Consider the following 22,070-nt stretch of genomic DNA (forward strand, 5'->3'; position numbering starts at 1 on the left):
CTGATCCTGTTCATTGCGTTTCCCTGTTTAAATTTGGTTTTAATATACATGCTTTGCAAGCAGGTGTCAACCCGCAAAGTCCAAAAAAGCTTAAACGGCGCGGACCGACCATGCCTCCAACGAAAGGCCCGGATCGGCCTTGGCATCGTAGTTCATGTCCTCTCCGCGTTTGAATTTCAGATAAGCTGCAGCTCCGATCATCGCCGCATTATCCGTGCAATATTCCATCGGCGGAATAAGGAGCTGAAGGCCCTCCTTGGCACAGCGCTCCTGCAGCGCAGTACGCAAACCACGGTTGGCAGCCACGCCGCCGCACAGCAGCAATTGACGGGAACCGTACTGGCGCACGGCCCGCACCGCTTTTTCTACCAGCACCTCAACGACGGCCTCCTGGAACCCTCGCGCCACTGCGGCAGGCTCCAGCGTCTCGCCTCGCATTTTGGCCTGGTTGAGCGCATTAAGCACGGCCGATTTCAGCCCGCTCAGGCTGAAGTCGTACGAGTCGGCTTCCAGCCAAACCCGCGGCAGCGGCACGGCTTCATGCGCCTCATGGGCCATCCGGTCCACATGCGGTCCGCCGGGATAGGGACAACCCAGTGCACGGGCCACTTTGTCATAGGCCTCCCCTACCGCGTCGTCACGCGTGCGCCCGATCAGTTTGAAGCTGCCTTCGGATTCCAGATGCACCAGTTCGGTATGACCGCCGGATACCACCAAAGCCATGGCCGGGTATTGCAGCTCCTGCGTCAGCCGGTTGGCGTAGATGTGCCCGGCGATGTGATGCGTGCCGATCAGCGGTTTGCCCAGAGCCATCGCCAGCGTTTTCGCCGCAATGATGCCCACCAGCAAAGCGCCTACGAGACCCGGACCCTGCGTAACCGCAATCGCGCTCAAATCCTGTGGACGGATGCCTGATTTCTCAATCGCTTCCTGCATCATCAGCGTAATGACTTCCACATGTTTGCGGGAAGCGACCTCAGGCACCACGCCGCCAAATGCCTTATGGGTTTCGATCTGGCTCGAGATCAGGTTGGACAACACTTCACATCCATCCTTGACCACCGCTACGGACGTTTCGTCGCAGCTTGTCTCGACCGCAAGAATGTAGGCCGGGGCCGAGAGTTGACTTTCATTGTGTTCGCTCATTAATCCGTTACGCTTCCTTCCTCTTCATCGCGGTCCACGGGCGGCAGATTGGCCCACATGATCATCGCATCCTCCTGGTTGTCGGAATAATATCCTTTGCGAAGACCTGCGGATTCAAATCCTTTTTTGGCATACAGGTTCTGGGCAACATGGTTCGAAACCCTGACTTCCAGCGTGATTCGCTCCATGCCGAGATATGCGGCCGTTCTCATCAGTTCGTCCAGCAGCCGTTCTCCCAGCCCGCGTCCCCGGTATGCCTTGCGGACGGCAATGTTGGTAATATGAGCCTCATCCATAATCGTCCACATGCCGGCGTATCCGATCGGAGCGCCTTCATATTCCATGATCATATATTTGGCAAATTGGTTATGCGTCAATTCATTGCGGAATGCTTCTTCCGTCCACGGCAAGGTGAACGCTTCGTGCTCGATGACCATTACGCCCGGAATGTCGTCCATGGTCATCAGCCTGAACTGCAGCCCTTCATCCGGTTGCTGCCCCTCCAGCCTGTCCATTCGCAAGCCCTCCTTCAACCTTTGCGCAGCAGGTTGGCTTCCGCCTCTGCCAGCTGGGTGTAGTTCGGCACCAGCGCATGCACGTCGTCATGCTGGCCTGCAAGCAGCGCGGCAGCGCCGAGGCGCCCGATCCAACGGCCCTCCAGCTCATAAGGCACGAGCTGGATCGCCGTCCCGGCCGGGCAGCGAAGCCCCGCCGCTGCCTCTGCATGCGGCCCCGTCTCGCCGACGAACCAGACGGCGACGGGCCGCTCCTCGGGCGCCGCCTCCGCGATGCGGGCGGCGAGCGTTTCCAGCCATCCGTCCATCTTGCGGATGGCATCCTGCTCCAGCCGCCGGGGCGCAGCGCTTCCGGCGCCGGCGAACAGCGCGGTGTAGGCCTGGCCGCGCCGCGCATCCACGAGCGGAACGATCCAGTGGACAGGGGCGGCACCTGTGCCGTCCTGGTCCGCGGATGGCGTTCCGCCAAGCCCTGCCGCTGCGGCATCCTCGGCCGCAGCTTCCGCCTTGGCGGCGAGGCCTGCGTGCCAGCCGCCCCAAGCGATCGCCTGAAGGCTGGACACCCCGGCAACGGGGATGTCCCAAGCCCAGGCAAGCGTCTTGGCCGCGGTCACCGCAATGCGGATGCCCGTGTACGAGCCTGGACCGATGCCTACGGCAATGCCGTCCAGCTCGCCCGTTCGGGTGCCGCTGGCCTGCAGCAGCTCTTCCATCACCGGCACCACATGCACCGAATGGTTGCGGTCTGCCCGTTCGTTTCGCTCCTCCAGCAGCGCTTCCTCTTCCATGACGGAAGCCGCCATCATTGCGGTGGACGTATCGAGAGCCAGAAACCGCCGCCCTCCTTTTTGCTGCAATTGTTCCATATTAACTGAACACTCCATTCTCTCTGAACTGCCTGCACAGGGCAGCGTAGGTTTCGCCGTATCCATCGAGCGTAATTTTGCGGTCTTCCGGACCTGTCGTCTCGATCTGGATATGCAAGTGCGCTTCCGGCAGCAGTTCGGGAATGATGCTCGCCCACTCCACCAGGCTTACGCCATTTCCGTAGAAATACTCGCCCAGTCCAAGCTCGTCCGCTTCCTCCAGCGATATCCGGTACACGTCCATATGATACAGGGGCAATCGGCCCTCGTATTCCTTGATCAACGTAAACGTGGGACTGTTCACCACGTCCTGCACGCCGAGATGCCATGCGAATTTTTGCGAAAACGCCGTTTTGCCCGCGCCCAGGTCGCCGTCCAGCGCAATCACCATTCCGGCGGTTGCCTGTCCTGCAATTGCGGACGCGAGCGCTTCGGTATCGGCAATGCCATGGGATTCGAACACCCACTGCTCATGCTTCAGATTCAATATACGCCCCACCTTTGGCGGTCCAAGCCGCCCGAGTTCACTTTGAAGACTATTATATCGGTCCCCTTCTTCCCCCGCAACACCGAAGGGTCGACCAAGCCAAAGAACCGGTGCTTGACGGCACCGGCCCTTGAAATCATTGTATGCTTATGTGTCGCCCGATGTCTACTCTTTCAACCGATCAACCGAAACGGTGTGCGTATTCAGCGGATCGCTGCCGACCTGCACGGTCGCCATGCCGTTCGCTTCATCCACATGTTCGATCCAGACCGGCTCGCCATCCAAACTAACGGCAATGGTATCTTTGGAGTCGAAGATGGCTTTTGCTCGTTTGGCATCCATCATAATGGATCGTACTCTCCTTCCACATCATGGGGTTCGGGTGTCATGCTGTCCGTCGTGCTATCTCCGATATAACCGTTGTCTTCCGTAACTTGGCCGCCGCCCAGTCCTTCGTTCACCATCCGGTCTATGTCCAGCATGTAGGACTCGCGATCAAGCGGTTCGTCCGTGGACGTCACTGCCTCCCAGTTCACTTGGGTTCCTGCAACGCTATCTGTAGTTACTAGCGGGTACGGGGTAAAGGCGTATTTATGCGCACGTTCATCATCCCGTCGTTGATTCATAGGACACCTCCCTTGTCTTCATAGGCACAGCTTACGGCATGCACACTTATCATCCCCGAATGCAGCCCAAGCATACAAAAATCGTCGCCGCAGGGATGATCAAGCCCTTACATGCCCATACTGCTATTAAAAGTTTCTATCGGAAAGGGGCTGTCCCATGCATACCGTCTGGAAAGGGGCCATCAGCTTCGGGCTCGTGCACGTGCCTGTCAAAATGTTCTCGGCCACCGAGGACAAAGACATCTCCATGCGTTACATTCATAAAGTCTGCGGAAGTCCGCTCGCTTATGTCCGCAAATGTCCATCCTGTGAAGTCGAAGTCCAGTGGGAGGACATCACCAAAGGTTATGAATATGAAAAGGGAAAATTCGTGCTGTTCGAAAAAGAGGAGCTGGAGGCCTTGAATGACGCCTCGAACAGAACGATCACGATCATCGATTTCGTAGACCTCACCGAAATCGATCCGATTTATTTTCAAAAAACATACTATCTTTCCCCCGATCAGGCTGGAGGCAATGCCTATCAGCTTTTGATGAAAGCCATGCACGACACAGGCAAGATCGGCATTGCAAAGGTTTCCATCCGCTCCAAGAGCAGCCTGGCGGCCATTCGCGTGCTTGAGGACTGCCTCTCCATGGAAACCATCTTCTATCCGGATGAAATTCGCCCGGTTTCCCAGGTGCCGGGCCTGCCCGAGAACCAGAATGTCAACGAGAAGGAACTGACGATGGCCAAACTGTTGATCGAACAGCTTTCAACCCCGTTTGAGCCTGAAAAGTACACGGACGACTACCGCAATAAACTGGTGGAGCTGATCAATCACAAGGTTGCGGGCGAAGAAATCAAAATCGCTCCGGCCAAACCGGAAGCCAACGTCATGGATTTGATGGCCGCTTTGCAGGCAAGCATCGAAGCCGTCAAACCGATCCCGGCCGATCCCGGTACCGCGACAGCCAAACCAAAGAAACGGGCGCCAAAGAAAACCGCTGCGCAAGCGGCCGTCGGAAACGAAGAACCTGCGGCAACGCCCGCTGCCGGCAAACGCAAAAAAAGCGCAGCCAAACCGAAAACATGACTCGTCACACCCTGCCCTTCCATATCCTAACTTGCATCTCGTCCATTTTCGCCAATCCGGCCATATTGAGCCGGCTTTTTTTCGTTCGTCGTATTTGCCGGATGGCTAGGATCAGATATGGATTGACGAAAGTTTATTTATATTTTATATTAACTTATGAAAAGTAACTTATTTATCAATTTACAGCAAAATGGATTCGCAAGGCCTTTCTTCGCAGATCCGCCCTGAATAAACATCGATCCATCATCCTTCAACAACCGTACTTTGATCCCTAATCATATGAATGCTGATGAAGCATCATTTATATTCCGAGGAGGTATCCCAATGACAACCGATTATCAAATTCCCGCATCGACACGACTCGGCGAGGTCAGCATCAGAATCAGCGATCTCGACCGTTCGATCCGGTTTTACACCGAAGTGGTCGGGCTGAAGCTGCTGGAACGGAACGACCGTGTCGCCACATTGACCGCTGACGGCCAAACCTCGCTGCTGCGGCTGGAGCAGCCTGCCGACGTAAGCATCACCCGCCCGAGGTCTTCTGCCGGCTTGTATCATTTCGCCATTTTGCTGCCTGACCGTCAATCGCTCGGTCTCGCTCTGCGCAACCTTGCTGCCCATGGCATCGAGATCGGACAAGGGGATCATCTGGTCAGCGAAGCGCTTTACATCTCCGACCCGGACAACAACGGGATTGAAATCTACGCGGATCGTCCTCGCGATACGTGGCAACGGGATGAGAAAAACAACTACATTATGGCAACCGACCCCGTTGACGTGGAAGGCCTGTTCGCCATTTCCGAAAATCTCCCTTGGAAGGGCCTTCCGGCGGGCACAGTGATCGGCCACGTGCATTTTCACGTGCGGAGCCTGCAGGATTCCGGCATTTTCTATATCGGATTGCTCGGGTTCGATATTACGAGTGGTTTCGGCGGCTCGGCACTGTTCGTATCGGCAGGAGGATACCATCATCACCTTGGGTTGAACACGTGGGCGGGCGTCGGAGCGCCCGTCACGCCGATAAACGGAACAGGCATCGACTACTTCACGATCGTTTACGACAGAAAGGCCGAGCTTGATGCGGCCGTGCAGCATCTTCGTCAGGAAGGGGCCTCTGTGGAACAGGACGGGGCGATCTGGTGGACCGTCGATCCGCAAAACATTCGCATTCGCCTGACAGCAGCAAACTGAAATGATTGCCCGCCAACTCGGCTCCGCCCTCGACTCTAGCGCATACACCTATAACGGCCCGAACGGGATTGCCTCTTCCTATTTGAAGAGCAGATCCTGTTCGGGCCTTTTAGCGCGGCCATGCAGCGTTCTTCATCGGTCAAATGAACTTGGCCTCATAATATTGGTCTCTTTGGCAAAGAATATAGGAATAACCGGATATACCCGCAAAGGAGAAGCCGTATGCTTGAAAATGGGCGTTTGACGGTAAGACAGCTTGCTGCATTGCTATTCATGTGCACGATCGGAGAACAAATTCTCTTGTTTCCGTCCATGATCACGTCGTATGCGCACGAAGATGCGTGGTTATCCGCCTTGCTCGGGGTCGCAGGTGGCACCGGCATTCTCGCCATCATGCTGCTGCTCCATGCAACGCAGCCGCAATTGAATCTGATACAGCATGCGCTGCAAAAGCTTGGTCCATGGTTCGGCGCCGTTGTCAGCTGCTTTTATTTGTTCTATTTCCTGATCGGCGCTTCCACCTTTGTGCGGGAACTTGGCGATTTCATGACTACGAATATCATGCGCCAATCTCCGCTCTTTGCCTTAAACCTGCTCTTTGTCGGGGCGCTTGCATGGGGTCTGATCTGTGGCATTGAATGCATAGGACGAGGTGCAGAGCTTTTTTTGCCGCTGGTCCTGCTGTTTTTGCTTATTTTGACGGTATGTATACTGCCTCAAGCCCATCTGAACAATATTACGCCAATCCTAGCTCATGGCTTGCTTGACCCTTTGAAAGGAATCTTTGCCGTATTGACCTACCCCTACTGCCAGCTATGCATTTTCATGATGGTGTTCCCCTATGCCAACCAGGGAGCGAATTTGAAAAAGGATGTTCTTCTGGCCGGCATCTTTGGCGGATTGTGGCTCACTCTTACGTTGACCATGTGCTTGCTTGTCTTGGGTTCCTTTATGACGGAGCATCAATGGTTTCCCGCCTACAATCTGTCGCGCAAAATAAACATCGGCAACTTCCTGCAACGAATCGAGGCATTCATCGCCTCTGTCTGGATGATCGCCGTATTTTTCAAGGGCATACTGTTCCTATATGGATTTCTTATGGGGCTGTCTTCCCTGTTTCGAATATCCAGCCATCGCCCACTCATTTTGCCGGGAGCCTTAATGACAGTCTCCATGTCCATCCTGGTTGCTCCCGACGAAGAGTTCTATCTTAAAGACATTATCCCGTATTGGATCGATTGGGATATCACCTGCGGCATTGTTTTGCCTGTGCTGCTGCTTCTGATTCACCAGTTTAGGAGACGCTTGCGAAAAAGCTGATATCTGCAACGAATGCTCAAGCATCTTTTGCAAGGCAGCCCGTGCCGAAAGGAGGCTCACCCCATGTTACCCCCGATCATACCATTTGAACCCGTATTGAAGGAGCAGCTCCCGACCGGCCCCGACTGGATCGCCCAGATCAAATGGGATGGCGTCCGCATGCTGGCCTATGAGGATGGGGAAGCTTTGAAATTGTTTAACCGTCGAAGGCATGAGCGAACGCTGCAATATCCGGAATTGACCGTCAAGCGCAATCTTTGTTCGGCACAAACCTATATTCTGGACGGAGAAGTGATTTCCCTTGATCCGGAAAACGGTACTCCTTCCTTCTATCACGTATTGCGGCGCGATCGCATGAGCAAACCGGACGTCATCTCCCAAATGGTTCATCAGCTTCCGATCGCGTACATGGTATTCGATATTTTGTATTGCAACGGACGGTGGGTAACCGACCAGCCGCTCGCGGATCGGCAGCGATTGCTTCACGACGTTCTGATCCCTTCCCCCCATGTGCAGGAAGTCGCGAATACGGACGATCCGGACACGCTGCTTGCCGTCATGCGCAAACACCGGATGGAAGGCATCGTTTGTAAGGATCTGCGCAGCACATACGGCATACAGGGCAAGGACGCGCGTTGGCAAAAAGTAAAAATCATGCATGACCTGTACGCCATGATCGGCGGGGTTACGTACAGGGACGGCATCGTCAATGCCGTCGCCGTCGGAGTGTATGACGGCCCTCATTTCGTCTATATCGGTCATGTCGGCACCGGCAGGTTGAATGCCGAAGCATGGCGCGATCTGACCCGACAAGTGGCGCCGCTCGTCAGGGAGGAACGACCCTTCAGCAACAGACCCGAACGAAGCGCCGAAACAACCTGGATCCAGCCGCAGATTGGCGTCAGGGTGCAGTATATGGAGCTGACCCACCATCGGACGCTAAGACATCCCAGCATCCAGGCATTCGCCGAGGTCACCCGGGAAGAATGCTCTGCGGATCAACTCCAAACGTAAGTGGCCGCAGATGGCACGGATCGACAAATCGCCCATGACTTTTGAGGAGGTACGAATATGGCTTCACCCATAAAAGGGACAATTACGGTAGAAGGCGTCGAACTGACCATTACCAATCCCGACAAACCCTTGTGGCCCGAAGTGGGGATCACCAAAGCGATGTACCTGCAAAAACTGGCCGGCCTCGCCCCGTTCCTGCTCCCCTATACCAAACAGCGCCTGCTTACAACCATTCGTTATCCGCACGGTGCGGGCGGTGAATTTTTTTATCAAAAAAACGTGCCCGAACCGGTGCCCGAGTTTGTGCATACCGAAATGCACGATGGCATCCGTTACGTCGTCATGAACGGTTTGCCCGAACTGCTATGGCTTGGCAATCTCGCGGCATTGGAGTTTCACCCCTCATTACATGCCGTAGGCAGCACGCTCCCGTGCGAATGGATGATCGACCTGGACCCTTCGCTGGAGGAAGAACCTCGCATCATGGAGGCTGCCTTGATCGTTGGCGAAACCCTCTCCTCTCTCGGACTGCAATCTGTGGCCAAAACGTCCGGTGCCACAGGGGTACAGATCATCGTGCCCATTCGGAAAGGAGTGACGTTTGATCAGCTTCGGATGATCGGCCACTTCGTCGGGAAATACGTCACCCAGAAGCATCCCGACCTATTCACGCTGGAGCGACTCAAAAAGGATCGCGGAGATCGGATTTATTTCGATTACCTGCAGCATTATGGCGGAAAAACGCTGGCAGCCCCATATACGCCCCGTTCCAAGCCCGAAGGGACCGTGTCCACGCCATTGACCTGGGATGAGGTTCGCAGTAACGTGTCCGTCAAAGCTTTTCATTTGCTCAATATTCTGGAACGCCTGCAGAAGACCGGCGATCTGATCGCCGCAATCGATCCTCAGCCGGTAGAACTGATACTGAAGCACCTCCAATCCAAATAGCCGATACCTGCATGTGGGCAGATATCGGCTATTTTATCGATGTACGCGGACATAACCGCTAATGAATTCCCTTTTTCTTGAAGCGTCCGCCCTTTACGTCATGAATGTTGCCGATGGCTACGAACGCATGCGGATCCCAATCCTCAACGATGGATTTCATCTTTGCTTCCTCCAGACGGGTGATGACGACAAAAATGATTTTCTTCTCATCGCCGCTAAAACCGCCCTCTCCATCAAGGAACGTAACTCCGCGACCAAGGCGGTCGGTAAGGGCCGAACCGATTTCGCGATATTTTTCACTAATGATCCAAACCGATTTGGATTGCTCCAACCCTTCGTTCACGATATCGATCAGCTTCATTGCGATATAGTAGGCGATCATGGAGTACAGCGCATTCGGCCAGCCAAACACGAAGCCTGCAGCCGCAAAAATAAAGATGTTGATGAACAGCACGATCTGTCCGACGGACAGCGGGGTTTTCTCGCTGAGCAGAATGGCCACGATCTCGGTTCCGTCCAGCGATCCGCCGGAACGAATGACCAGGCCGACGCCGGCGCCAAGAATCAGTCCGCCGAATACGGCGCCAAGCAAAGGCTCGCCCGGAGTCAATGCGGGAACATGGTGCAATAACGTGGTACTGATTGACATGGCCACGATCCCCAGCAGCGTGGACAAGGCAAACGTTTTGCCGATTTGTCTGTATCCGAGTAACAGGAACGGCAAGTTAAGCAGTGTCAAGAAAATCCCGAGTGGCAAGCCGGTCAGTTCCGACACCATGATGGAAATGCCCGTAACCCCTCCATCAATAACGCCATTGGGCACCAGGAACACTTCCAGTGCGACGGCCATTAGCACCGCACCAATGAGAATCATGACAATCCGCTGCAGAAGCTTCAATGTGAACACAGAGCCTTTCACGCTGCGGTCCGGCTTGGATGTAATTTCTTTAACTGTTACATTGGACATGCTTTCCCCCCCATTTGGTCAGTATGTGAATCCATTTCATAAATCATTTAACTACTGCACGGGGGGTCTACATATAAAACAACAAATGGGTTGGACTTTATACGCACCCTGAAGAGCAACTAAAAGCTATATGAAATGGATTCAAAATGTCTTAATTCCGATGGCAATTGCCAAAAAAGAGCAAAAGGGAGCCTGCTATCATTCAGACTCCCCCTCCTTCGCCAAGACATCATTTGTTATCACTATTATATCATAAAAGATCAAATTTGAGCAAAATAGTTAGAAAAAAAGAGATAAATTCACAAAAAGTGAATTTATCTCGTGAAATCAGGTCTAAAACGGCTAAAGCAGCGGAGAAAGCATCCGAGACAGCATTTCCATCCCTTTTTGTCGCCACGAACGCCGTACAAAGGCCTTGATCTCGATTTCACTGCTTTCGCTTAGATCCTGCTTAAAATCCTCCAATAACCGGTTTATCGGCTCCGCATCGAACAACACCGCCATCAGTTCAAAGTTGCAAAAAAAACTGCGCATGTCGATATTGGCCGTGCCGACGGTAGCCAGCAAATCGTCCACGATCATTACTTTGGCATGCACGAATCCTTTGCGGTATTGGAAAAACCGTACCCCGGCAAGAAGCAGTTCCTCCACGTAGGAAAGCGAGGCCAGGTGAACCAGCAAGGAATCCGATTGGTAAGGAATGAGAATGCGCACATCCACCCCGCTGACGGCGGCCGTTTTAAGGGCCTCGAATAGCGCAGGGTCAGGAATAAAATAGGGGGTTGTGAGGTAAATGCGGTCGCATGCCACCGACATGGCGCTAAAACACATCTCCTGAATGGCATCCCAATTCTGGTCCGGGCCGCTGCTCAATATTTGAACGCGCTCCGTCCCTTGGCAATCATGCAGCGGGAACAGCTCGGATAACCCGGGTTCGGCAATTTGTTCGCCGGAGGCCAGCTTCCAGTCATTCAAAAACGTATTCTGCAAAAAATAGACGGCGTCCCCTTCAAGCTGGACGTGCGTGTCCCGCCAATGTCCCATTTTCGGATACTGGCCTAAATAGTCGTCACCCACGTTGATCCCGCCCACGAACCCCACCTTGCCATCCACGATGACGATTTTCCTGTGGTTACGATAGTTGATGCTCCGATCGATTGTGGCGATCATCGGCGGGAGGAAGAAGTGAAATTCAACCCCGGCTTGCCGCAGCTTTTCGGAAAAGTCCCGCCTAAGGGCATGGCTTCCGAGTCCGTCGCAGATGAACCGCACCTTCACGCCTTCGCGAGCCTTGCGGATCATGACGTTCTGGAATTGGGCCCCGATGACGTCATCCCGAAAAATATAAAACTCCACGTGCAAGTGATGCCGCGCTTTTTCCATCTCGCTGAGCATGGCAGCATACGTCTCTTGCCCATTGGTCAACACCCGGCTCCGGTTGCAGCCGGTAATCGGACTTTCCGAGAGCCGGGTCAACAAATTGAACAACCGCTGCTGGTTCTGAAACCGGCCCTCAGGCATCTGGCCGATCCTTTCAACGATGGCAGCCTGGGTCCATAACCTTCCCCGGATTGCCCGAAAAATGCGCGAGCCGCCCCTGCGCAGTTTTTTGCGTTTTCTGTAATCCTGGGCCACGAAATAATACACGATGAATCCGATCAAGGGCACGCAAAACAAAATGAACAACCAGGCGACCGCCTTGGCCGGATTACGAAACTCCAGCAGCAAGATCGTTGCAGCTTGAAATATGAATATGAGTAAAATAATGACCAACCAGAACATATAACCTCCCCCTCGGCGACGAGCATCCTGCCTGCCCAACGTTCAATTCCCCTAGCTTTGACAACATTTCCCCGAGGTAATCATGGTTACCCCATAACGGTTTTACCCATAACAGCATTTTGGACAAGAAAACCGCGGTCCAAACCGCCCGCAGCACCATCACCCTGGAATGGAAACGCCGTGATGTCTGTTATGACTGTGTTGTCCCATACATATAAATGTGACCCAAAAAGTGGTCTTTTGCCTCGCAATTCGATATAATATTCGTTAAAACTTATTACTTCAAAGGAGAAGAGTAGTGAATGGACAGTGAGAGGTATGCGTTAAATTTAGTATTGGTTGCGATTTTGATAGGGTTTTCGGCATTTTTCGTCGCAGTGGAATTTGCATTGGTTCGCGTCCGCTCAAGCCGGATCGACCAAATGATTGCGGAAGGAAACAAACGAGCCATGGCCGTCAAACAGGCTGTTGCCAACCTGGACGGTTACTTGTCCGCGTGCCAGCTCGGCATTACGATTACGTCGCTGGGACTCGGTTGGCTGGGTGAGCCGACGGTAGAAAGCCTCCTTCATCCATTGTTCGAAGCGATGCGCATCCCTGAAGCCATTGCAGGATTTCTGTCGTTCGTGATTGCGTTCGTAACGATCACTTACCTGCATGTCGTGGTAGGCGAGCTTGCTCCTAAAACGATTGCCATCCGCAAAGCCGAAACCGTTGCGCTGCTGACTTCGGGACCTATCATCTGGTTCAACCGAATTATGTATCCTTTTATCTGGCTGTTGAACGGCTCCGCGAATCAACTGGTCAAGCTATTCGGCATCAAACCCGCTTCCGAGCATGAAGAAGCACACTCGGAGGAAGAATTGCAGATTATTATTAACGAAAGCTTCGAAAGCGGCAAAATCAATCAAAGCGAGTTTGGTTATGTCAGCCGGATCTTCGCTTTTGATGAAATGCTGGCCAAAGAAATCATGGTACCCCGAACAGACATGGTCTGCCTTTATTTGAATAAAACAAACGAAGAAAACCTGGATATCATTCGCCAGGAACAATATACACGTTTTCCCGTCGTGAACGAGAGCAAGGACGATATCATCGGGATCATCAATACGAAGCAATTTTTCCTGGAATTGTATGGCAACGATGCCCCCGTTGATCTGTCTTCCCTGATTCAGCCCGTGTCGGCCGTGCATGAAACAACACCGGTCAAGGACCTGTTGAAAAAAATGCAAAAAGACGGCGTGCACATCGCCGTCCTGGTCGACGAATATGGCGGCACCTCGGGGATCGTAACGATTGAGGACGTGCTTGAACAGATCGTCGGCGAGATCCGTGACGAATTCGATGCGGATGAAGTCGAGGATATTCAGATCATTAACGAGAACTATGTGATCCTGGACGGCAAGGTGTCCTTGTCCAAGGTCAATGACATGTTCATGTCGAACCTGGATGCCGATGAATGGGACACGATCGGCGGCTGGCTTTACAGTCATCGCCCGGAAATGGACGAGCAGGAAGAATACGAATTCGAGAATTTGACCTTTGTCCTGCTGGAAAAGGATAAAAATCGCTTCTATAAAGTTGCGGTTGTTCCGAAAGAAGCGATCACGCTTCCCGGATATACCAACGATGAACACGCGGAAGCATAATCCGCGCCATGCCCTTGCAGGGCAAGCAAAAGAGCAGTCCCTTGAGGGATTGCTCTTTTGCTGTGCCTTTCTTTCCTCAGCTGGGATGCTCCGCCCGTTCTTCCACCACCCGCTGCTGCAGCTTCCTGAGTATGATCTTGAGGATCATGTAGAGCGGGATAATGATGATCATGCCCAGAATGTTCCACAGATCGGCGCCTACCAGTAACAGAATGACCGTTGTAAGCGGGTGAATATCCAACTGTTTCCCATAGACATAAGGCGAGATAAGATTATCCTGGATTTGCTGGGCGACCACGATGATCACGAGCGACCAGATCGCCATCGAAGGCGATTCGATGAACCCTACGATCACAACGGGCACCGCTGCAAGCAGCGCCCCAACATACGGGATGAAGTTCAGGATAACGGATACTACGGTCAACAGCAGCGCATAGGGCAGGCCGATGATGACAAACCCGATGTACATCAGAATGCCTAACGCCACGTTGACGATAACGCGGCCCACGATATAACCGCTCAGCGCCTCGTCAATTTCATGAATGGCCTCTTCCCCGTCCTTGCGATAGGCCCTTGGCAGCAGCATCGTCAGGTTCGTCCCGAATTTGCTGCCTTCCTTCAACATGTAATACAGCATGATCGGAAACGTCGCGAGCACGATGACCACGTTGGATACTACCGTAAACAACCCCGAGACGTAATCAGACACTTGCGTGATTCCCTCGCTGAGGTAATCCGAAATTTTAGCCAATATTTCGCCGTCGTCGGGAAGGTATGCGGACAAGAAACGGTTGTTCTTCAGTTCCCCCAATTGGTTGCTTAGCGAGGTTACCAGCGAAGGCGTATCTTCAACGAAATTCCAAAGCTGCTCCCTCAGCGAAGGCCAAACGAGCACGCTGAAACCACCCAATACGAGGGCGATGGCGGTATAAATGAGCAGCACCGCGATGGAACGCTTGATATTGTGATTTTCCATGAAATCCACCAGCGGACGGAGCAAATAATAGAAAAAACCCGCTACGAGCAGCGGTACGATCACGATGTGCAGCAGTGACGTCAGGGGACGAAAGATGAAGCTTACTTTATCCCCCAAATATACGATGAGCAGCAGCAGCAGGATTGCCGAGCAAATCCGATAAAATTTGTGATTGATCAACGGGTTCACTCCCTCCATATGCTGCCCGCCGAGAGGCCATCGGCGGTCATCCGCTTTTTTTATGTACGCGTACTACCTATGTACCCCAAAATCCGGGCCATGCCACATAGCAGGCGTTCCGCTTCCGTCGGCAAAATCGCAAAAAAAGGCAAAAAAAAAGAGGCAGGCTTATGTGCCTGCCACATCTCTTCTTGTGAATACGACCCACGATATAACCATGAATACGATGTAATATACAGCCAGGACCGTTACGGAAAATCCGAGCGTCATGCCTGAAGATCCGCCGCCAAACAAGCTCAGTTCCGAGGAATCCGTCATGTATCTGCTAAGGTCCATATTGTTGAACAGAATGTACTTGGCCCAGCCGTAACGCTCCGGGCTAAAGATCAGCGAGAAAATGCCCTGCGTGAACATAATGAATAGCGATAGCCCGATCGCAAGCGCGCCGGAACGGAATACCGAAGAAACCATGAAAGCGATGGCCAGAGTAATGAACAGGTCCACATATTGATATCCCCACATCGCCCAAGCATCCCCCGCTGTCACATTGCCTCCGCCGCCAAAGAGAATGAACGACATGCCCAGCGTCAGCAAAATCAGGATCAATGTGCTGAGCACGCTGAACGCGATCACGCTAACGTATTTGGATGCCAGAATCTTGCTTCGCGACCATGGACGAATGAGCAGCAGTTTGATCGTGCCCCACGTAAATTCACCGGCAACCGTCTCCGCGGCGATCACAACCGAGAAGATCGTATTCAGGAAAAACAACAACTGAACGGTCGTCAACGCCGCTTCCAAGGCAGACATGTTCTCTGCGCCGATGCCTTCCTTGAACAGGACGGGCATGAACAATGCCAATACCGCCAGAATGGACAGCATGATCCATGTGCGGGCACGGCGATAGATTTTCATGTTTTCGTTCATCACCAGATTCCCGAAGTTACCCAATGCCCCCACCTCCGGTTACTTGCAAAAATTGATCCTCAAGCGTTGCCGCCACATGACGAATGCCGTAAACGTGAATGCCTTCCCCGACCAATTTCGCATTCAGGGCCGGGATCTGCTCCCGTGTCAGACGGACAACGAGCGCCTGTCCTTGAACGACAGCTCCGTCCACCAGCATGACGGCCCGCTGCACATCATCGACCTCGAACGCAATCTCCGCCATGGCGTCGGCTTCCGCTTCTGTTCTGAGGTTTCTTACGTCGACCAATTTGCCATTCTGAATAATGGCTACCGTGTCACACATCAGCTCCATTTCGGACAGCAAATGGCTGGAAACAAAGACGGTCGTACCCTCTTCACGGCTGAGCTGCCGCAAATAATCCCTTAATTCGCGAATTCCCTGCGGATCCAGTCCGTTGGTCGGCTCGTCCAGAATGAGCAGCTTGGGTCTATGCAGGATGGCCTGTGCAACCCCAAGACGCTGACGCATGCCCAAGGAGTACGTTTTGACGCGGTCGTGGATGCGGGCAGTGAGCCCTACACGCGCAACGGCTTCATCAATTCTTTCTTTCGTAACTCCCGGGGACATTCGCGCAAAATGCACCAAGTTCTGATATCCGCTCAGAAACTTGTACATTTCCGGATTTTCCACAATGGCTCCCACGTTGGCCACAGCCTTCTCGAATTCATCCTTAACGCTATGCCCGGAGATGAAAATATCTCCCTTGCTAATGGACATCAATCCAACCATCATGCGAATGGTCGTTGTCTTCCCCGCACCATTGGGGCCCAAAAAGCCAAAAACCTGGCCTGGAGGAATATCCAAGGTCAGGTCGCTCACCAACGTTCGGGAAGAGATGATTTTGCTGACGCCCTGTATGCGCACTACCGGCTCCTGCTGCATGTCATACCTCCCTATTTCACGGGCTTGGTCTCTCAAGCCCGCTTTTCATATGAATCCAGTGTATCATAATTTTTGTCATATTGTCCTGAGAATTGGTTGATCCCTTGACTTTTCCCGTGATTCAAGCAGGTTTCGCAGCATCCAAGCGGCATTTCACTTCGGTAGAAGCCGGTGCGAAAAACCTGATCCCTCCTGCAGCCTTTTTCTTTCATTTCGACGAAGCCTCCAGCAACCGACACAATGATCCCACAGCTGACACAGTAAAAGCGGCTCGATTCGATCAATGAAATTCCTTCCCCTCGCATGAGCTTATGAACGTCCCAGTTTTTTGTCGTTAGGCGCAGAAATTTGATACATTTTGTATCTAAGTCGTAATTTACTGGACATACGAACTATTGTCAAGGGCTTGCAGGCATAAAAGGCAAATAAAACACAAAAAAAGCTCCATAAATGCGACCAAAGTCTCGCATTTATGGAGCTTTCAGGAGAGAAAAATGTTACATTATGATGCAATATATAGATGCATATCAATTGCTTTTTTTGAAGATGATCCATCCTTACAACAAGCGATTATCCGTTCCCCTCACGTTCAGCCTCTTTTTGCGGATAATACCAAAGCATCGTCCACTCATCTCCGTCTTTCACTGCGTAACAATTCTGGTCAATGCTGAACTGGCCAAAAGTCCCTTCATACTTCATAGTAACCTTCACCCGATAAGCTTCATCGAAAGGTTCGGCTCCGCCGACAATAACAACGTCAAACTGGCGTTCAGGCTTCCCCACCTCCAAATCGAAGGTTTCCACTCCAAAATGCTGCATAAAGATGTGCGCTCTGGATTGCAAGTAAGCGCTTTTGGAGAAACGCTCCTTCATCAATGGATGAAACAGCTCCCACGAGCTGCCGAAATCTCCAGCCTGTTCATATTCATAAAATTGTTGAACGAGAGCTGCTGCCTCTTCCGGTGCAGCTGCCTTGAAAAGAGCTGGAAGCGTTCGGCCGATCAGCCAGATCAACACGACTACAACGGCAATAAAACCGATCTTCTGAAGCAGCATCATCCGGTTTCTTTTTCGCAGCATGCAGGCTCCCCCTTATCTACTTCATTCATACTTATGATGAATGAAGGACAAGTAGAAGGAACATTGTGCGCATTTCCTGGGAAATCATCGTTGCTTCAGGACAAACGATCGAAGCCTATTGCCGCTTTTTCCTAAAAAGGGACCTGCCCCCCGCCCAGATCAAAATGCCGGCTGCGCCCCCAAGAAGATCCACTCCAACATCGCGAACAGATGAAGTTCGATCCTTGGAAAACTGCTGTATGTACTCATCCGTGCCTGCAATGGCTGCAACGACGATCAATGAGATCATTGCACATTTGGCCCAATGCACGTTCCTGTAACGCAAGCTCGCATAGACCAATATCCCCAGGACAGCATACACGAACAGATGCGCAGTCTTCCGGAACATAAATTCGACAAATTCGTAGGGCTGCTGCCTTAAAGAGTAAGAACGATCACCGTAATGGAAGGCAATGTCCGGAAACGATATTTTCAACCGCAAATGTTCTGCCCAGCTGTGCAACCAAGGCTGAATGCTCTGCTGTTGATAGGTTTGCATGGAGAAGGACCAGATCAGCATGATCCAGCCCAGGATAAACAATAACCACAGAATATAACCGAACGTTCTCCGGCGCTTGTAACCGTTGCTTTTGACTCGCCTTCTTTTTTTGCGAGCACCCTCCTCTGCAATGATGGGTATCACCACTTTCATTAGCCCTCTGCACGTTATTTTTCTGCGTATTCCTCAAGAATTCCACGAATCCGGTCCCGTTCGGCCTGGTCCACGATATAGTAATAAATGCCGTCTATTTTTTCGCCCTTGCCTTGAATTTCAACCGTGTCGATCGTTCCCAAATCACTGCGATATTCGAACAAAAGCTCTTTCATTTCATCAAATGTCAGGTCGGTTCTGACATGGGTTCCCAACTCTTCGAGCACCGAATGCAAATTCATGACGCTTGAAACCTGCAGCGAATTTTGAAACACGCTTTTCAACACTTCGCGCTGCCTTTCATTGCGCCCAAGGTCTCCTTTTGGATCATCATAACGCATTCTTGAGTAACCGAGGGCAGCCGAACCGTCCAAATGGATATTCCCCTTCTCATAGCGCATCCCGTCATAATCAAAAGCAAATGGATTATTCACGTCGACCCCACCCACCAGGTCGATAATCCGAGCAAACCCTTCCATATCCACTTTCATGTAATAATGGATCGGAATGCCCAAAAATTGTTCGATGGTTCGAATCGACATGTCCACTCCACCGAACGCATACGCATGATTGATTTTGTCCTCTGTGCCATGTCCGACAATCTCCGTTCTGGTGTCTCTCGGAATATTGAACAAAAGCGCCTTGTGTTTGGCCGGGTTGACGCTTAATACAATGATTGTATCGGATCGTCCCGAATCATTGGGTCTCTCATCTACCCCAAGAATCAGCGCGTTGAACGGCTCCTTGCTGTTTAGATCTACCGGAAGGCCTCCACCTTGATCTGTAATGGATACCGGCTTGACCGGATTGCGCGGTTCATAGATTTGCTCAGCGGTGGACTTAACGGATTGATACAGGTAGATGCCATACCCCGCCGTGCCCAGAATCAATAGGGAAAACGTCCATATGGTGATTTTTAGCCACTTTTTCATAAGTTTGCCCTCGCTCATACTCGATTGTGGATGAACTCGTTAAATGATTGCCGCTGTTTTTCCTTGAATGCGGACCAGCCCCGGACGGCCAACCGAATAATATTGCAGGTCTGATACCAGAATTTGTTCCGGGCCATACAGATTGCGTCCATCAATCATAATGGGTTCTTTCATCACATGGACCAGGTCCTGCAAATCAACTTTGGAAAATTCCTTCCATTCGGTCAACACGCACAACGCATCCGTATCCCTCGCTGCCTGCAAAGCATCTTCGCACCACTGAATCGAAGCAATATCGACTTCTTTGCGGAAGTTAGGCATCGCGATCGGATCATACACTTTGATGACTGCCCCGGCATCATGAAGATAGTTGATGATATCGATTGCCGGCGCCTCCCGCACATCGTCCGTGTCCGGTTTGAATGCAAGTCCCCAAATGCCAATCGTTTTACCTTGGAGCGACCCGGCAGCCTCTTCCAGTTTGCGAATGACTTGAAAGCGTTGGTCCTGGTTAACTTGCACGACGGACTTCAACAAGCGGAAATCGTAATCAACCATGTCCGCAATCTGGATCAGGGCTTGGGTATCTTTGGGAAAGCATGAACCACCATAGCCGATTCCCGCCTTCAGGAAGGCGGATCCGATCCGTTTGTCATACCCCATGCCTTCGGCCACGCGAGTGACGTCAGCGCCTACTTTTTCGCAAATATTCGAAATTTCATTAATGAACGAAATTTTGGTTGCCAGGAAAGCATTGGATGCGTATTTGATCATTTCGGCAGAGCGGATGTCCGTGATGATGATATTGTCCGTTAACGGACGATGAAGCTTTTTGAGCGTTTTGATGACCCGATCGCTATCCGTTCCGATCACGATGCGATCCGGATGCAGCGTATCCTTTACGGCCGACCCCTCCCGCAAAAACTCAGGGACCGAAGCCACGTCAAAAGGTTGACCGCTGATGCTGCTGATCAAGTCTTTCACGCGATCATTCGTGCCGACGGGGACGGTGCTTTTGGTCACCACGATTTTATAATTTTTCATGTGGGTTCCGATTTCCAGCGCCACCTGCTCAACAAAACTCAGATTGGCTTCTCCATTTGGCAGGGGAGGCGTGCCTACCGCAATAAAAATGATATCGGATTGGTCCATGGCTTCGGCAATATCCGACGTAAAGGATAATCGGCCTGCTTTCATGTTGGATTGCATCAGTTCTTGAAGACCTGGCTCGTAGATCGGCACGCCGCCGTCATTGAGCATATCAACCTTGGCTTGATTGTTGTCCACGCAGATGACCTTGTTGCCGATTTCCGAAAAGCATACTCCTGACACAAGACCGACATATCCCGTTCCAATCACCGCTATGTTCATCTTCTTCTCCCCCAGTTCACGCAATTTTGGATAATTTCAGCCCATTCCGTCTCGATGCGGACAATGTCTTCTTCCACCAATTCGCTGCCCATCTGCACTTCAATGATTTCAAGCTCGGTTACAGCTTTTACGCTATGCATGCACCCTAACGGGATGACGATATTGTCCCCCTGGGAAATTTTCATCAGGTCGCCGTCAAGTATGAATTCTCCCTGACCCGACACAACTGTCCACACTTCATTCCGTTTCAAATGATACTGATAGGACAAATTTTTGCCGGCACCGATCACGATGCGTTTCGTCAGCACCTCATCGCCGTCCGCATTTCGCGTATAGTCCAGCACTCGGTAACATCCCCAGCGGCGCTCCTCGTACATGGGCCGGTCATTGCGGTCTTTCAATACCTCTTTGACCTGGGGGCTGGCCTCTTTCTCGCTGACAAGAATGCCATCCGGGCTCGTTGCCACTATAAGATTGGACACGCCAAGCACGCATACGGGGATATTCAATTCATTGATGAGATGAGTGTTGATCGAATTTCCACTCATGACGCCCGGCCCAACAATGTTGGTGCTCATTTCGTCCGTCAGTGTGTTCCATGTGCCGAGGTCCTTCCAATACCCCTCGTACGGCGTGACCACAATGTGACCGGATTTCTCGACAACCTGGTAATCAAAGCTGATTTTTTCCAGCCTGTCATATTGCTTAAGCATCTCCTCGTACTGGATGGGTAGTTCAAGGGAAATCAGGAGATTGATCAGGTAATTCAGGTTGAATGCAAAAACCCCGGAATTCCAAAGCGCAGATTGTTGAATCATCTCTGCCGCTTCGGCTTCGCGGGGTTTCTCCTGGAAACGCAATACTTTCGTATATGGAGCATGCTCATTCTCCACTTCTTTGGTGCCGGGAATGATATACCCGTACTTTTCGGAAGGATATGTCGGTTTGACGCCGATCAAAGCCAGTTCCGCTTCGGATTGGTTTAGTATGCACTCAAGTTCGGTCACTTTATGAAAAAAGGTCTCTTCCACATAGGGGTCTACCGGAAGTACAGCCACAGTCTCATTCAGGCTGACACCCTTGACCGAATACAGATACACGGCTGCCAATGCAATAGCCGGGAAGGTGTCTCTGCGCTCCGGTTCTACAACGAGGTCCACTTCCTCTCCCAATTGGCTGCGCAAAATCTCAACCTGAGGTTTGCTTGTTGCAATGGTGGCCGATTCGCTTAACCCGGTATGCTGCAGCTGTCTCCATACACGCTGAACCATCGATTCGGCCTGCCCATTGGGGCCTTCCAGCACTTTCAGAAATTGTTTGGAGCGTGTGTCATTGGACAACGGCCATAACCGTTTGCCGGACCCGCCGGAAAGAAGTACGATTCTCATAACGTAGTCACTTC

General features: G+C 52.0%; 23 protein-coding genes. 6 read left to right on the top strand and 17 right to left on the bottom strand.

Annotated elements, in window-relative coordinates; translation table 11 throughout:
- Nucleotides 1-90 precede the first annotated feature (90 nt).
- From tsaD to RSX24_RS27150, 6 genes are all read right to left on the bottom strand, one after another.
- Nucleotides 91-1,146, bottom strand: a complete 1,056-nt coding sequence (gene tsaD, locus RSX24_RS27125; protein WP_343262318.1) for a tRNA (adenosine(37)-N6)-threonylcarbamoyltransferase complex transferase subunit TsaD — start codon at nucleotides 1,144-1,146, stop codon at nucleotides 91-93.
- Nucleotides 1,146-1,661, bottom strand: a complete 516-nt coding sequence (gene rimI / locus RSX24_RS27130; RefSeq protein WP_236415191.1) for a ribosomal protein S18-alanine N-acetyltransferase — start codon at nucleotides 1,659-1,661, stop codon at nucleotides 1,146-1,148. Before rimI ends, tsaD begins: the two co-directional genes overlap by 1 nt.
- 14 nt (nucleotides 1,662-1,675) lie before the next feature.
- On the bottom strand, nucleotides 1,676-2,527 hold the full coding sequence (gene tsaB / locus RSX24_RS27135) for a tRNA (adenosine(37)-N6)-threonylcarbamoyltransferase complex dimerization subunit type 1 TsaB (RefSeq protein WP_339276604.1): 852 nt from the start codon (nucleotides 2,525-2,527) through the stop codon (nucleotides 1,676-1,678).
- A 1-nt stretch (nucleotide 2,528) separates the two neighbouring features.
- Entirely contained in the window at nucleotides 2,529-3,014 is a 486-nt protein-coding gene (tsaE, locus tag RSX24_RS27140; RefSeq protein WP_343262319.1) for a tRNA (adenosine(37)-N6)-threonylcarbamoyltransferase complex ATPase subunit type 1 TsaE, read from the bottom strand.
- A 165-nt stretch (nucleotides 3,015-3,179) separates the two neighbouring features.
- Complete coding sequence (locus RSX24_RS27145) at nucleotides 3,180-3,356, bottom strand: H-type small acid-soluble spore protein (protein ID WP_236415401.1); 177 nt, start codon at nucleotides 3,354-3,356, stop codon at nucleotides 3,180-3,182.
- Nucleotides 3,356-3,640 (bottom strand): hypothetical protein, encoded by a 285-nt coding sequence (locus RSX24_RS27150; RefSeq protein WP_236415195.1) that lies wholly within the window; start codon nucleotides 3,638-3,640, stop codon nucleotides 3,356-3,358. The genes RSX24_RS27145 and RSX24_RS27150 overlap by 1 nt, the downstream gene beginning before the upstream one ends.
- 157 nt (nucleotides 3,641-3,797) lie before the next feature.
- Between RSX24_RS27150 and ku the strand changes: the two genes are divergently transcribed.
- The 5 genes from ku to ligD all read left to right on the top strand — a co-directional run bounded on the left by ku (nucleotide 3,798) and on the right by ligD (nucleotide 9,188).
- On the top strand, nucleotides 3,798-4,715 hold the full coding sequence (ku, locus tag RSX24_RS27155; RefSeq protein ID WP_236415196.1) for a non-homologous end joining protein Ku: 918 nt from the start codon (nucleotides 3,798-3,800) through the stop codon (nucleotides 4,713-4,715).
- A gap of 324 nt (nucleotides 4,716-5,039) precedes the next feature.
- The gene (locus RSX24_RS27160; RefSeq protein ID WP_343262320.1) at nucleotides 5,040-5,906 is read left to right on the top strand and encodes a VOC family protein; all 867 of its coding nucleotides are present in this window, start codon (nucleotides 5,040-5,042) and stop codon (nucleotides 5,904-5,906) included.
- Between the two features lie 222 nt (nucleotides 5,907-6,128).
- Nucleotides 6,129-7,226 carry a GerAB/ArcD/ProY family transporter gene (locus tag RSX24_RS27165; protein WP_236415198.1) on the top strand — a complete coding sequence of 366 codons (1,098 nt, stop codon included), beginning with the start codon at nucleotides 6,129-6,131 and terminating at the stop codon, nucleotides 7,224-7,226.
- Nucleotides 7,227-7,289: 63 nt separating this feature from the next.
- Nucleotides 7,290-8,240 carry an ATP-dependent DNA ligase gene (locus tag RSX24_RS27170; RefSeq protein WP_343262321.1) on the top strand — a complete coding sequence of 317 codons (951 nt, stop codon included), beginning with the start codon at nucleotides 7,290-7,292 and terminating at the stop codon, nucleotides 8,238-8,240.
- Nucleotides 8,241-8,297: 57 nt separating this feature from the next.
- Entirely contained in the window at nucleotides 8,298-9,188 is an 891-nt protein-coding gene (ligD, locus tag RSX24_RS27175) for a non-homologous end-joining DNA ligase (protein WP_236415200.1), read from the top strand.
- 58 nt (nucleotides 9,189-9,246) lie between these two features.
- On the opposite strand, the gene RSX24_RS27180 is transcribed toward ligD, so the two are convergent.
- Complete coding sequence (locus RSX24_RS27180) at nucleotides 9,247-10,155, bottom strand: YitT family protein (RefSeq protein WP_236415201.1); 909 nt, start codon at nucleotides 10,153-10,155, stop codon at nucleotides 9,247-9,249.
- 342 nt (nucleotides 10,156-10,497) lie between these two features.
- The gene (gene cls, locus RSX24_RS27185) at nucleotides 10,498-11,937 is read right to left on the bottom strand and encodes a cardiolipin synthase (RefSeq protein WP_343262322.1); all 1,440 of its coding nucleotides are present in this window, start codon (nucleotides 11,935-11,937) and stop codon (nucleotides 10,498-10,500) included.
- 302 nt (nucleotides 11,938-12,239) lie between these two features.
- On the opposite strand from cls, the gene RSX24_RS27190 reads away from it, so the two are divergent.
- Nucleotides 12,240-13,586, top strand: a complete 1,347-nt coding sequence (locus RSX24_RS27190) for a hemolysin family protein (protein WP_339276599.1) — start codon at nucleotides 12,240-12,242, stop codon at nucleotides 13,584-13,586.
- 76 nt (nucleotides 13,587-13,662) lie between these two features.
- On the opposite strand, the gene RSX24_RS27195 is transcribed toward RSX24_RS27190, so the two are convergent.
- The 9 genes from RSX24_RS27195 to RSX24_RS27235 form a co-directional block, all read right to left on the bottom strand.
- Nucleotides 13,663-14,742, bottom strand: a complete 1,080-nt coding sequence (locus RSX24_RS27195; RefSeq protein ID WP_339276598.1) for an AI-2E family transporter — start codon at nucleotides 14,740-14,742, stop codon at nucleotides 13,663-13,665.
- Nucleotides 14,743-14,910: 168 nt separating this feature from the next.
- Nucleotides 14,911-15,693 carry an ABC transporter permease gene (locus RSX24_RS27200; RefSeq protein ID WP_236415208.1) on the bottom strand — a complete coding sequence of 261 codons (783 nt, stop codon included), beginning with the start codon at nucleotides 15,691-15,693 and terminating at the stop codon, nucleotides 14,911-14,913.
- Complete coding sequence (locus tag RSX24_RS27205) at nucleotides 15,686-16,594, bottom strand: ABC transporter ATP-binding protein (protein WP_236415210.1); 909 nt, start codon at nucleotides 16,592-16,594, stop codon at nucleotides 15,686-15,688. Before RSX24_RS27205 ends, RSX24_RS27200 begins: the two co-directional genes overlap by 8 nt.
- A 32-nt stretch (nucleotides 16,595-16,626) precedes the next feature.
- The gene (locus tag RSX24_RS27210) at nucleotides 16,627-16,806 is read right to left on the bottom strand and encodes a hypothetical protein (RefSeq protein WP_236415212.1); all 180 of its coding nucleotides are present in this window, start codon (nucleotides 16,804-16,806) and stop codon (nucleotides 16,627-16,629) included.
- A 358-nt stretch (nucleotides 16,807-17,164) separates the two neighbouring features.
- Complete coding sequence (locus RSX24_RS27215) at nucleotides 17,165-17,674, bottom strand: hypothetical protein (RefSeq protein ID WP_343262323.1); 510 nt, start codon at nucleotides 17,672-17,674, stop codon at nucleotides 17,165-17,167.
- Between the two features lie 115 nt (nucleotides 17,675-17,789).
- Nucleotides 17,790-18,365, bottom strand: coding sequence for a VanZ family protein (locus RSX24_RS27220; protein WP_343262324.1), 576 nt, complete (start codon nucleotides 18,363-18,365; stop codon nucleotides 17,790-17,792).
- Nucleotides 18,366-18,379: 14 nt separating this feature from the next.
- Nucleotides 18,380-19,297: an LCP family glycopolymer transferase gene (locus RSX24_RS27225; RefSeq protein WP_343262325.1), complete on the bottom strand. Its 918-nt coding sequence runs from the start codon at nucleotides 19,295-19,297 to the stop codon at nucleotides 18,380-18,382.
- A gap of 39 nt (nucleotides 19,298-19,336) precedes the next feature.
- Nucleotides 19,337-20,668, bottom strand: a complete 1,332-nt coding sequence (locus RSX24_RS27230; RefSeq protein ID WP_343262326.1) for a UDP-glucose dehydrogenase family protein — start codon at nucleotides 20,666-20,668, stop codon at nucleotides 19,337-19,339.
- Nucleotides 20,665-22,056 carry a sugar phosphate nucleotidyltransferase gene (locus RSX24_RS27235; protein ID WP_343262327.1) on the bottom strand — a complete coding sequence of 464 codons (1,392 nt, stop codon included), beginning with the start codon at nucleotides 22,054-22,056 and terminating at the stop codon, nucleotides 20,665-20,667. Before RSX24_RS27235 ends, RSX24_RS27230 begins: the two co-directional genes overlap by 4 nt.
- Between the last annotated feature and the right edge of the window lie 14 nt (nucleotides 22,057-22,070).

Origin of the sequence: Paenibacillus hubeiensis, assembly GCF_032334105.1 — a bacterium.
Taxonomy (GTDB): Bacteria; Bacillota; Bacilli; order Paenibacillales; family Paenibacillaceae; genus Paenibacillus; species Paenibacillus hubeiensis.

Excerpts from the sequence above, each read along its gene's own strand:
- RSX24_RS27205 (WP_236415210.1), bottom strand. The coding sequence starts at position 16,594 with ATGCAGCAGGAGCCGGTAGTGCGCATACAGGGCGTCAGCAAAATCATC.
- RSX24_RS27145 (WP_236415401.1), bottom strand. The coding sequence starts at position 3,356 with ATGGATGCCAAACGAGCAAAAGCCATCTTCGACTCCAAAGATACCATT.
- cls (WP_343262322.1), bottom strand. The coding sequence starts at position 11,937 with ATGTTCTGGTTGGTCATTATTTTACTCATATTCATATTTCAAGCTGCA.
- ku (WP_236415196.1), top strand. The coding sequence starts at position 3,798 with ATGCATACCGTCTGGAAAGGGGCCATCAGCTTCGGGCTCGTGCACGTG.
- RSX24_RS27215 (WP_343262323.1), bottom strand. The coding sequence starts at position 17,674 with ATGCTGCGAAAAAGAAACCGGATGATGCTGCTTCAGAAGATCGGTTTT.
- RSX24_RS27165 (WP_236415198.1), top strand. The coding sequence starts at position 6,129 with ATGCTTGAAAATGGGCGTTTGACGGTAAGACAGCTTGCTGCATTGCTA.
- RSX24_RS27220 (WP_343262324.1), bottom strand. The coding sequence starts at position 18,365 with ATGAAAGTGGTGATACCCATCATTGCAGAGGAGGGTGCTCGCAAAAAA.
- ligD (WP_236415200.1), top strand. The coding sequence starts at position 8,298 with ATGGCTTCACCCATAAAAGGGACAATTACGGTAGAAGGCGTCGAACTG.
- RSX24_RS27180 (WP_236415201.1), bottom strand. The coding sequence starts at position 10,155 with ATGTCCAATGTAACAGTTAAAGAAATTACATCCAAGCCGGACCGCAGC.
- RSX24_RS27170 (WP_343262321.1), top strand. The coding sequence starts at position 7,290 with ATGTTACCCCCGATCATACCATTTGAACCCGTATTGAAGGAGCAGCTC.
- RSX24_RS27190 (WP_339276599.1), top strand. The coding sequence starts at position 12,240 with ATGGACAGTGAGAGGTATGCGTTAAATTTAGTATTGGTTGCGATTTTG.
- rimI (WP_236415191.1), bottom strand. The coding sequence starts at position 1,661 with ATGGACAGGCTGGAGGGGCAGCAACCGGATGAAGGGCTGCAGTTCAGG.
- tsaB (WP_339276604.1), bottom strand. The coding sequence starts at position 2,527 with ATGGAACAATTGCAGCAAAAAGGAGGGCGGCGGTTTCTGGCTCTCGAT.
- RSX24_RS27225 (WP_343262325.1), bottom strand. The coding sequence starts at position 19,297 with ATGAAAAAGTGGCTAAAAATCACCATATGGACGTTTTCCCTATTGATT.
- RSX24_RS27235 (WP_343262327.1), bottom strand. The coding sequence starts at position 22,056 with ATGAGAATCGTACTTCTTTCCGGCGGGTCCGGCAAACGGTTATGGCCG.
- RSX24_RS27160 (WP_343262320.1), top strand. The coding sequence starts at position 5,040 with ATGACAACCGATTATCAAATTCCCGCATCGACACGACTCGGCGAGGTC.
- tsaD (WP_343262318.1), bottom strand. The coding sequence starts at position 1,146 with ATGAGCGAACACAATGAAAGTCAACTCTCGGCCCCGGCCTACATTCTT.
- RSX24_RS27150 (WP_236415195.1), bottom strand. The coding sequence starts at position 3,640 with ATGAATCAACGACGGGATGATGAACGTGCGCATAAATACGCCTTTACC.
- RSX24_RS27210 (WP_236415212.1), bottom strand. The coding sequence starts at position 16,806 with ATGAAAGAAAAAGGCTGCAGGAGGGATCAGGTTTTTCGCACCGGCTTC.
- RSX24_RS27230 (WP_343262326.1), bottom strand. The coding sequence starts at position 20,668 with ATGAACATAGCGGTGATTGGAACGGGATATGTCGGTCTTGTGTCAGGA.